Below are 9991 nucleotides of genomic sequence, written 5' to 3' on the forward strand. Positions count from 1 at the left end.
GACCGTGCCGGCGCTCCCGTCGATCTCGATCCACGCACCGTCCGGGATCGCCCTGGTGGCCTCCGGCACGGCGACCACCGTCGGGACGCCGAGGAGGCGGCCGGTGATCGCGGTGTGCGACAGCAGCGTGCCGCGTTCGACCACCAGGCCCTTGGCGGACATCATCAGGAACAGCCAGCCCGGGTCGGTCTCCCGGGCCACCAGGATCCGGCCGTCGACGTCCGTACCGGCGCCGGGGTCGAGCACCACCGTGGCGCGGCCCCGGACCACACCCCCGCTGGAGCCGATCCCCCGCAGCACCCGGTCGTCGCGGGCGTCGTCGCCCAGGACGGGCGCGGCGTACGGGAGTGCGCGGACCAGCGGCAGGTTGCCGGGCACGCCCAGCAGGCTGGGTCGTTGCTCGGACTCCGTCCAGCGCAGGCGGTCCGCCCGGCGCAGCGCCGCCAGGGCGCGCAGGTCGGAGACGGTCCCGGTGCCGTCGAAGGCGCCGATGACCTCCTCCACCGTCAGGTCCGCCACGTCCAGCCGGTCGTCCAGCACGCCGGTGCGGGCGAGTTCCGCGCCGAGGCGCCACATCACGTCGCGCGAGATCCCGAAGAGCTGGGTGCGGCAGAACCGGGTGTCCTCACGGATACGCACGAGGTCCCGGGCCACCGCCGCGTGCGCCAGGAGCACGGCGCGGCGCACCGGACGGGGGCAGACCTCCCGCAGGTTCGCGCGGGCCCGCTCGGCGGCGGCCCGTTCCTCCGCCCGGTTGGCGGCGACGGTCGCCCCCTGGCGGACCAGCGGGCGTATCAGCGGCACGACGGCCCACGGGTGCTGGCGGGGGGTGGGCTCCTCCAGCTTGAGGTCGTGCAGGGCGCGGTCGCCGTAGCGCGCGACGTACGACCGGGCGGCGTCGGCGACGGGCTCGCCGTAGCGGCCGGCGGTCAGGTCCGTCCACACCTGCCGCGGGTCGTCGTTCTCGACGACGGCGCGGCGCAGCTCGGGAATCGTGCCCACGAGCTCGCCCAGGGCCATGGCCGCGCGGACGGCCTCCAGCGACCGGTTCTCCTTGCCGCCGACCAGCAGTGCCACGAACGCCTGCGGCCCGAGGCCGGTCCACCGGCGCAGCAGGGCGGTGCCGGAGCGCAGGACGAGCAGGGCGATGAGCGCGTTGACCAGGGTGACGCCCCACTTGCGCTCGGCCCGGTCCCAGATCCGCCGGTAGAGGGCGATCAGCTCCTCGGGGGTGTCACCGACGGCGTTCGCCTCCGTCATCTGCCGGTCCCACCAGTGGAGGAAGCGGCTCACCTCCCACGGGTGGGCGGCGGTGCGCCACAGCAGGCCCGGCACCGAACCCACCACCCGGGCCCGCGACCGGCGGCGGGTGCCGCGGGCCGGGCCCGTGATGCCCATGCCCTGCTCCCAGAGGCCGCGCACGATGTCGAACATCGGCATCTGGCCGTGCAGTTCGTGCCAGTCGTCGAGCCGGTAGTAGACCTGGCCCTCCAGGTAGCCGACCATCCGGGTGAGCCGGTGCGCGTTCTCCCGCAGGAGCCGTGCGGGAACGCCCATCCGCCGGTAGAGGTCGCCGAAGGACCGGCGGTAGAACTCGCGCGACTGGGAGTAGGTGAGCGCGCCCGACACCCCGGGGAAGCTCTCCGTGATGTTGTGGTTGCCCCAGTACACGGTGGGTCCGGCGCCGTCCGGCGCGGCGGGCGCGCCCGCCGCGGGGGCGGTCACCAGCGGCCGGGCCTGCACCAGGTGGATGACGCCGTCGGGGGTGATGGCGCCCTCGATGTCCTGGGGGGTGCCGAACAGTTCCTCCACCCGGGCGGCCAGTTCGGCCACCGTGCGGGCCTCCGCGTCGTCGAGGACCGGCGGGTCGGCCAGGTCCGCGGGCACCGCCAGCAGGACCGGCGCTCCGGCGACGGCGTCCTCCGGCAGGCCCATCGACCAGCGCTTGCGCACGGTCTGCGCGGTCACCCGGCCGGTGGCGGGGTCGTGGAAGAAGTGGTCGATGTCGGCCTTCTCCTGGACGACGCCCTCGCCGATGCCGTGCGCGGCCGCGATCAGGTGGCGACGGGAGCCGTCCCGGGGGTCGCGGGTGAACGCGACGAACGAGCGGGTGCCGAGCACCATCCGCTGGATGCCGACCGCGACGCGGGCGCGCGTCGGGTCGAGTCCCCGGAACGCGCGGTAGCGCACGGCCTGCGGGTTGAAGGCGGACGCCCAGCAGCGGACGACGGCGTCGGCGAGCCCGGCCAGGTCGACGTACAGGAAGCTGTCGCTCATCCCGGCGAACGGGTCGACGGCGCTGTCCTCCCCGACGGCGTCGTCCGTGGTGCCGCCCGCTCCGGCCCCGGCGCCCCCGGGCCCGGAGCCGGCGACCGGGACCACGCAGGCGCGGACCGCGACCAGGCCGTCGGCGCCGACCAGGGAGGTGAACTCCGCCCGGATCCGCTCGGCCAGGGCCGGCGGGACGCTCAGGTCGGTCAGGGCCTTGTGGGCGGCCGCGCACCAGTCGACGACCGCGGACTCGTCGCCGGTGTCCGGCGGCAGGTCCGGAAGGAGCGGCCGGACTTCGTCGAGCGCCCGGTCGAAGGCCGTGGCGGACAGGCAGAAGAACTCCGGCACCCGGAAGCCCGCCCGGCGCAGCAGCTCCTGACGGGCGAACTTGTTCCCCACCGCGGCGGCGTCGGCGAGGACGTCGCCGGCCTCCGCCGTGACCACGAGGTCAGTCATCGGATCCACCGCCCCACGCTCGACCGGCCCAGCCGTCCAGATGCAGCACGCTCTCCACGGGCCGGCGCGCAGCCGGCCGGAAGCCCTCCCCGAGGACGTGCGCGGTCGGGATCAGGGCACCCTGGCGCACGTCGTCGGGGAGTCCGAGGAGGGCGGCGACCTCCTGCTCGGCGTCCAGGTGCACGGTGGTCCACGCGGTGCCCAGCCCGCGGGACCGGGCGGCGAGCATGTAGCTCCAGGCCCCCGGCAGCAGGGATCCCCACAGACCGGCCTGGCTGCCGGCCGGAAGGCGCCCGCCTCGCAGCCGCAGGCACGGGATCACCAGCACCGGCACCTCGTGCAGGTGTACGGCCAGGTGACGGCCGCTGGCCACCATGCGCGCGGTGGCCTCCTCCTCCGGGGTGGCCGGGGGGCGTTCGCCGGACGGGTAGCGGGCGTCGAACACCCGGCGGTAGACGGCGGCGATCCGCCTCCGCAGGTCCGGGTCGGTGACGACCAGCCAGTGCCAGTGCTGGGTGTTGCCGCCGTTCGGTGCCTGGAGGGCGATCTCCAGGCACTCCTTGACGACCGCGAGGTCGAGCGGGCGTGACAGGTCCAGCCGCCGGCGGACGGTCCGGGTCGTGGTGAGCAGCTCGTCGGGCGTCAGCAGCAGCCGGCCCTCCCGCACCTCCGTGGGCGCGGTCACCAGAGCCCCGGGACCAGTCGGGCGTGGCCGGCCGCGTAGGCGCCGTAGCCGGGGATGTTCATGAGCATCCGTTCCTCGGTGCGGATCCGCCAGGTGATCGCGGCGGCGAGCGTGACCAGCAGGACGGCGCTCGCCGGGTTCAGGAAGAAGCCGACGAACCCGACGTGCGCCAGCAGCATCCCCGCGTACGCGGGGTGCCGGATGAACCGGTACAGGCCGTAGGTGACGATCTGGTGGTCCTGCTGGCGCATCACGTGGTGCGAGTAGAAGCGGCCGAGCGTGTGGATCGCCACCTGTCGCAGGGTGACGCCGCCGACGAAGACGAGGGCCGGCACGAGCAGCGCCCACGACCAGCCGTCCCACGGCACGGGGCCCAGCACGGCGGTGCCGGCGGTGGCGATCCGGGCCGCGGCGTAGAGCAGCAGGGTGGCCGACTCGCTGGGCGGGGCCGCGGACCTGCGGAACGTCACGGGGATCTCGACCGCGAGCCACGCGAGGTAGCAGACGGCGAGGAGGCCGGCGACCAGGTCCACCGTGCGGTCGAGGTGGCGCAGGTGGACCACCGCGCCGGTGCCGACCGCGGCCACCGCGCAGAGGAAGAGCAGACGGGGTGCCTGGACGGCCAGGGAAGGGCCGTGTCCGGCAACGGACTTCGCGGTACTCACTTGGCGGCCCTCCGCCTCTCGTAGCGGGCTCGGTCGAGGGAGTGGACGACGATCTCGATCCGGCCGTGCGGCGCGCCGCTGTTCGCGTCGACCAGCACCATCGGGTAGGCGGCCCGCGCGCCCCGGGCGGGGGTGAACTCCCAGTGCAGCGCCAGCGGGACGGACGTCGGGAGGTCGGTCGGCACGTCGGCTTCGAGGCTGAGCCAGAGCATCTGGGCGTCCGGATCGCGTCCGTGCGCCGTGTGCCCGAGCATGGTGGCCATCTGGCGGGCGGACTCGATCAGCGCGTCCGGGGTGTGCAGGCCCTCGGCGTCCCCCTGCAGCCGGTGCCCGTCGGACGGCACGAGGACGGCGGCCCGCTCGGTGCGCACGGCCGTGCCCAGCAGGATGTTCTCCGGCAGGCGCCGGTGCACCAGGGCGGCGTCGGCGGGGAGGTCACCGTCCGGCCCGGCAGTGCCCGTGGCGGTGCGCCGCCCGGTGGGTGCCGCGGTCCGGCCGAGGCCGACGACCGCCTGGCAGACGGTCTCGCCGTCCTGGTCGGCCAGCAGCCGCCAGGCCGGTCCGTCGTCGGCCGGCACCGGGTCGCAGTGCAGCAGCACCGGCCGGTCGCGTTCGCAGATCCGGTCGAAGCTCAGCGAGATCCGGAGCCGTCCGAAGCCCGCGTCCGCCTGTTCCCGCGTCCGGGCGCGGATCAGGTCGAGCAGGGCCGCCACCAGCAGCATGCCGGGGACGTGGTCGAGCGGATGATCGAAGAAACAGGGGTCGTCCTCGTCCACGTGCAGCGGTACCGGACTCCCGCTCGCGCCGAGAACCGGCACGTCAAGGCGGCCTGATGATGCATCAGTTGCCAAAGAGGCTCTAGGTGCTAACGATTTCACGGAGGTTGACGGTAGCCATCGTACAGTTGCCCGATCAAGGGACATCGGGAAATTGCCGGGCCGAACGTGACGTAAGAGCCGACAATTGTCCCGTACTGTGCGGTTTTTGAGCTTCCGTCAGATGAGCGGAGGGCGAGCGTCCGTAAAGCCGTCCGCCCCGGGGCCCTGCCTTTCGCCCCGGCGTTCAGCGCTGCGGGTCGGGCGCCCGGCGGGAGGGCCGCTGCCGCCACAGCAACGGCAGGACCACGGCCGCGAGGATCGCGAGCAGCCCGGACAGGCCGATCGCCCGGCCGGTACCGACCGCCTGGACCTCGCGGAAGGCCGCGGTGATCGCCTGTGCCGTGGCCTGGTCGACCGAGGCGAGGATCTGGGAGGCGAGCTTGGAGTCCGTGACGGCGTTCCCCAGCTGCTGGGCGTCGGACTCGGAGAGCCCCGCCGCCCGCGCCCGGCTGATCGCCTGGTCGGTCTCCACCGCCTGCTGGACCGCCACCGTCGCGGCGACACCGAAGGCGCCGCCCAGCATGCTGGTGACCTTGAACATCCCGGAGGCGGTCCCGGCCAGTTCCTCCGGCGGACCGGCCACCGCGGTGTCCGACAGCGGGATCGACATCAGCCCCAGACCCGCGCCGAGCACCAGCAGCCCGGCGGCCAGGACCGCGTAGTGGTAGGAGTGGCCGAGGACGGCCGCCACCAGGGTGCCGGCACCCAGCAGGAGCAGGCCGAGGACCACCGGGAGCCGCGCCCCGCGCCGCGCCGACACCCGGCCGCCGAAGGGGTTGAACAGCAGGATGGTGACCGTGGACGGCAGCAGCAACAGGCCGGCCGCGACGGGGCCGTACCCGCGGACCTCCTGGAGGTAGAGGGTGAGCAGGAAACTGACACCGGCGAAGACGATGTTCATCACGGAGTTGGCCACCAGCGCCCCGCAGAACGGCCGCGACGAGAACAGCCGGAGGTCGAGCAACGGGTCCCGGACCCGCCGCTCGACCAGCACGAACAGCGCCGCCAGGACGACCGACCCGACCAGCAGGCCGATGATCACCGGGTCGTCGAAGCCGTCCTCCTGGCCGGCGGTGCACCCGTAGAGCAGGCAGAACGCCGCCGCGGCGCTGATCACCAGGCCGACCAGGTCGATGTGCCGGCCGGCGTTCGGGTCGGTCGACTCCTCGGCCGACCGGCGCACGAGCCACCAGGCGACCACCGCCAGCGGAGCGTTGATCCAGAAGGTCGAGCGCCAGCCGAGAAGTCCCGTCAGCACCCCGCCGACGGCCGGTCCGGCGGCCTGGCCGACCCAGGCGACCGCCATCCAGGCGCCGAACGCGCGCGGCTGCTCGCTCAGGGGGAACATCGGCGGGATCAGCGCCAGGGTGGCGGGCAGGATCAGCGCCGCTCCGACGCCCATCGCGGCCCGCCCGGCGATCATCCCCTCCACCCCGGGCGTGAACGCGGCCAGCAGGGAGAACACGCCCAGCAGGACCAGGCCGATCTCCAGGACGCGCTTGCGGCCGAACACGTCGCCCAGCTTCCCGGCCGCGAGCACCAGGGCGCCGGTGGTGAGGCTGAAGGCGTTGTTGGCCCACTGCAGTGCGGGAAGCGAGACCGACAGCTCGTCGGAGATCGTCGGGACGGCGACTCCGAAGTCCGCGAACGACAGCCAGACCATGCCGGCCGCGACGCACATACCGGTCATGGCGGTCCACCGCCGGGGGGACCCGCCGTTCGATTCCGCGGGCGTTCCGGCCATGCGTCCGCTCCCCTCCTGCGCCCGGCCCGGTGCCGGACGGACCAGGCCACTATCCGGGCGGCCCCCCGCACGGGCCCGGGCGACACGCACCGGACGTCCCCCGAACGGCTCCCGCCCGAGCGCCGTGACGGCGCTCGGGCGGGAGCTCGGGCGGGGGCTCGGGCCCAGGCCCGAGCGCGAGGCTCAGGCGGGCGCCCCGGCGGGCGCCGGCGCGGGGGCTCAGTCGCGGGCGAGGAGTTCGAGCGAGTCGACGACGCGGTTGGAGAAGCCCCACTCGTTGTCGTACCAGGCGACGACCTTCACGTGCTTGCCGTCGACCCGGGTGAGGGCCGCGTCGAAGATCGCCGACGCCGGCTCGCCGGTGATGTCGCCCGAGACCAGCGGCTCGTCCGCGTAGTCGAGGATGCCCTTGAGCCGGCCGTCGGCGGCGGTGCGGTAGGCGGCGAGCACCTCGTCCAGGGTCACGTCCCGCGCGACCGTCGTGTTCAGCTCGACGATCGAGCCGACCGGGACCGGCACGCGGATCGAGTCGCCCGACAGCTTGCCGTCGAGGTTCGGCAGGACCAGGCCGATGGCCTTGGCGGCGCCGGTGGTGGTGGGCACGATGTTCACGCCGGCGGCGCGGGCGCGCCGCAGGTCGCGGTGCGGGCCGTCCTGGAGGTTCTGCTCCTGCGTGTAGGCGTGCACGGTCGTCATGAAGCCGTGCTCGATGCCGGCCAGGTCGTCCAGCACCTGCGCCAGCGGGGCCAGGGCGTTGGTGGTGCACGAGGCGTTGGAGACGATCACGTGCGAGGCCGGGTCGTAGGCGTCGGTGTTCACGCCGTAGGCGAGCGTGACGTCGGCGCCGTCGGACGGCGCGCTCACCAGGACCCGCCGGGCGCCGGCCTCGATGTGCGCGCGGGCGGCGTCGGCCGCGGTGAACCGGCCGGTGGCTTCGAGCACGATGTCGACGCCGAGCTCGGCCCACGGCAGGGCGGCGGGGTCGCGCTCGGCGAGCACCTTGATACGGCGGCCGTCGACCACGAGGTCGTTCCCGTCGACCGCGACCGAGCGGTCGAAGCGGCCGAGCGCGCTGTCGTACTTGAGCAGGTGGGCGAGCGAGTCGGGCGCGGTGAGGTCGTTGACGGCGACCACTTCGAGGTCGCTGCCGCGCCCCAGCAGCGCGCGGAGGCTGTTGCGTCCGATGCGGCCGAAACCGTTGATGGCGATGCGGGTCATTGCGGCTCCCTTGTCGTTTCGTTGCTCCTCCATGATCGGATCCGGGGAACCGGCCGGACAGGGGCCTGATCGACACGGTGCGCAAGGATCTCGCCACGATCAGCGCCACCGGGCGCAAGGATCCCGCCACGCCCTCTCCGCCGCCTCTCCGCCGCCGGAAACGCGGCCGGAATCGCTTCCGGAGACCGCTCTCAGGCGTCGCGGGCCGCGAAGGTGTGGCGGTACTCGGTGGGCGAGGTGCCGAGGACCCGGTGGAAGTGCAGGCGCAGGTTCGCGCCCGTGCCCAGCCCGACCCGGTCCGCGATCTGCTCCACCCCCAGGTCCGTGCGTTCGAGCAGCTCGCGGGCCACGTCGAGGCGGGCCCGCAGCACCCACTGCATCGGCGTGTAGCCGGTGTCCTCCACGAAGCGCCGGGAGAAGGTGCGCGCCGACACCCGCGCGTTGCGGGCGAGCGCTTCGAGCGTCAGCGGTTCGGCGAGGTGGGCCAGCGCCCACTCCCGGGTGCTCGCGAAGAGGTCGCCCAAGGGCTCGGGCACGCTGCGCGGTACGTACTGCGCCTGCCCGCCGCTGCGGTAGGGCGCGGCCACCAGCCGCCTCGCCACGTGGTTGGAGAGCCCGACCCCGTGGTCGCGCCGCACCAGGTGCAGGCACAGGTCGATCCCGGACGCCGCGCCCGCCGACGTCAGCACCTCGCCCTCGTCCACGAACAGCACGTTCTCGTCCACCCGCACCCGCGGGTGCCGCTCGGCCAGGGCCTTCGTGTAGTGCCAGTGGGTCGTCGCCTTCTTCCCGTCGAGCAGGCCCGTGGCCGCCAGCGCGAACGCCCCGGTCGAGATGGCCGCCAGCCGGGCGCCCCGCGCGTGGGCCGCCACCAGCGCCTCGACGACGGCCGGCGGCGGCTCCGTGGTCACCGGGTCCCGGTAGCCGGGGACGAAGACGGTGTCCGCGTCCGCCACGGCCTCCAGGCCGTCGGCCACGTGGTACGAGAGGCCGTCCCCACCGGTCACGAGCCCGGGGGCGGCGCCGCAGACCCGCACCGTGTACGGCATGCTCGGCCGGCTGGAGAAGACCTGCGCGGGGATGCCCACGTCCAACGGCTTCGCGCCCTCCAGCACGAGGACGGCGACGTGGTGGTTCCTGCGGCCCATCGGGCCTCCTTCGCTTCCCGGGACCGCCGTGCGCCCCGCACGGGCCTGACCCGGACGACACCGGACGCAAGCATCCTGCCACCGCGGGCCGGCGCGGCGGGACACGGGACCGCTCCGGGACCGACGGCGGCCCCGAGGCCCCCACCGCCGGGACCGCGGGCTCGCAGCCTCCCCCGGCCGTGGGCAGGATGGAAGGGACGGGGGCCTCAGCCGATCCGAGGGGCAGGCAGCCGATGTCCGAGGACGCCCCGCCGCCCCGTGGCCCGCTCCGGGCGGTACGCCGGGCCGTCGACGGGTTGCGCACCGGCGGCGGGGAGGCGGCGCTCGCCGGTCGGCGGGCGCTGCGGGTCACGCTGGCCGCGTCCACCGGGTTCCTCGTCTGCCTGTACGGCCTCGACGAGCCGGTCGCGGCGCTCTACGCCCTGTTCTCCTCGGTGGCGATGGCGGCGCTCTCCCGCATCCCCGGCACCGGCCGCCAGCGGGCCGCCGTCCTGCTCCGGGTCCTGCCCGTCGCCTGGCTGCTGGTGGCCGCCGGCACCGCCCTCGCGGGCCGCACCTGGACGGCCGTGGCGGGCATGCTGGCGGTCGGCTTCGTCCTCGCCTTCGCCGCGGTGGCCGGCCCGCGCCTCGCCGGCGCCGCCCCGGGGCTGCAGCTGATGTACATCCTCCCGTGCTTCCCCCCGTACGCGCCGGACGAGCTGCCGGCCCGCCTGGTGGGGACGGCGGTCGGGTTCGGGCTGCTCGTCGCCGCCGAGACGGTGCTGCTGCCCGAACCCCGGGCCCGGCCCTACCGGCTGCTCACCGCGGACGCCGCCGCCACCGCCGCCCGGACCGCGGCAGCGCTGGCCCGGGACCCCGGGCCGCTCTCCGGTGCGTCGGCCCGCGCCGCGACCGCCGCCGGCGAGTCGATGCGCGCCCGGCGGGTG

Annotated in this window: 7 protein-coding genes and 1 pseudogene; 1 reads left to right on the forward strand and 7 read right to left on the reverse strand. The window is 74.7% G+C overall.

What is annotated here, in order from left to right:
• The 7 genes from ACFWOG_RS36080 to ACFWOG_RS36110 form a co-directional block, all read right to left on the reverse strand.
• A partial coding sequence (locus tag ACFWOG_RS36080) for a PEP/pyruvate-binding domain-containing protein (protein WP_380363590.1) occupies positions 1–2727 on the reverse strand: 2727 nt, incomplete at its 3' end.
• Positions 2720–3412, reverse strand: coding sequence for a nitroreductase family protein (locus tag ACFWOG_RS36085; RefSeq protein WP_380363592.1), 693 nt, complete (start codon positions 3410–3412; stop codon positions 2720–2722). The genes ACFWOG_RS36085 and ACFWOG_RS36080, both read right to left, overlap by 8 nt.
• Positions 3409–4077 carry a methyltransferase family protein gene (locus tag ACFWOG_RS36090; protein WP_380363594.1) on the reverse strand — a complete coding sequence of 223 codons (669 nt, stop codon included), beginning with the start codon at positions 4075–4077 and terminating at the stop codon, positions 3409–3411. The genes ACFWOG_RS36085 and ACFWOG_RS36090 overlap by 4 nt, the downstream gene beginning before the upstream one ends.
• On the reverse strand, positions 4074–4895 hold the full coding sequence (locus ACFWOG_RS36095; RefSeq protein ID WP_380363596.1) for an AfsA-related hotdog domain-containing protein: 822 nt from the start codon (positions 4893–4895) through the stop codon (positions 4074–4076). The genes ACFWOG_RS36090 and ACFWOG_RS36095 overlap by 4 nt, the downstream gene beginning before the upstream one ends.
• A gap of 244 nt (positions 4896–5139) precedes the next feature.
• Positions 5140–6645: an MFS transporter gene (locus ACFWOG_RS36100; protein ID WP_329876512.1), complete on the reverse strand. Its 1506-nt coding sequence runs from the start codon at positions 6643–6645 to the stop codon at positions 5140–5142.
• A gap of 273 nt (positions 6646–6918) precedes the next feature.
• The gene (gap, locus tag ACFWOG_RS36105; protein ID WP_380363599.1) at positions 6919–7917 is read right to left on the reverse strand and encodes a type I glyceraldehyde-3-phosphate dehydrogenase; all 999 of its coding nucleotides are present in this window, start codon (positions 7915–7917) and stop codon (positions 6919–6921) included.
• A gap of 191 nt (positions 7918–8108) precedes the next feature.
• On the reverse strand, positions 8109–9065 hold the full coding sequence (locus ACFWOG_RS36110; RefSeq protein WP_329876508.1) for a DJ-1/PfpI family protein: 957 nt from the start codon (positions 9063–9065) through the stop codon (positions 8109–8111).
• Positions 9066–9298: 233 nt separating this feature from the next.
• Between ACFWOG_RS36110 and ACFWOG_RS36115 the strand changes: the two are divergent.
• Positions 9299–9991, forward strand: a pseudogene (locus tag ACFWOG_RS36115) (FUSC family protein); the annotation flags it as partial.

The sequence above is a fragment of the Kitasatospora sp. NPDC058406 genome (assembly GCF_042722765.1).
Lineage (GTDB): Bacteria > Actinomycetota > Actinomycetes > Streptomycetales > Streptomycetaceae > Kitasatospora.

Excerpts from the sequence above, each read along its gene's own strand:
- ACFWOG_RS36110 (WP_329876508.1), bottom strand. The coding sequence starts at position 9,065 with ATGGGCCGCAGGAACCACCACGTCGCCGTCCTCGTGCTGGAGGGCGCG.
- ACFWOG_RS36100 (WP_329876512.1), bottom strand. The coding sequence starts at position 6,645 with ATGACCGGTATGTGCGTCGCGGCCGGCATGGTCTGGCTGTCGTTCGCG.
- gap (WP_380363599.1), bottom strand. The coding sequence starts at position 7,917 with ATGACCCGCATCGCCATCAACGGTTTCGGCCGCATCGGACGCAACAGC.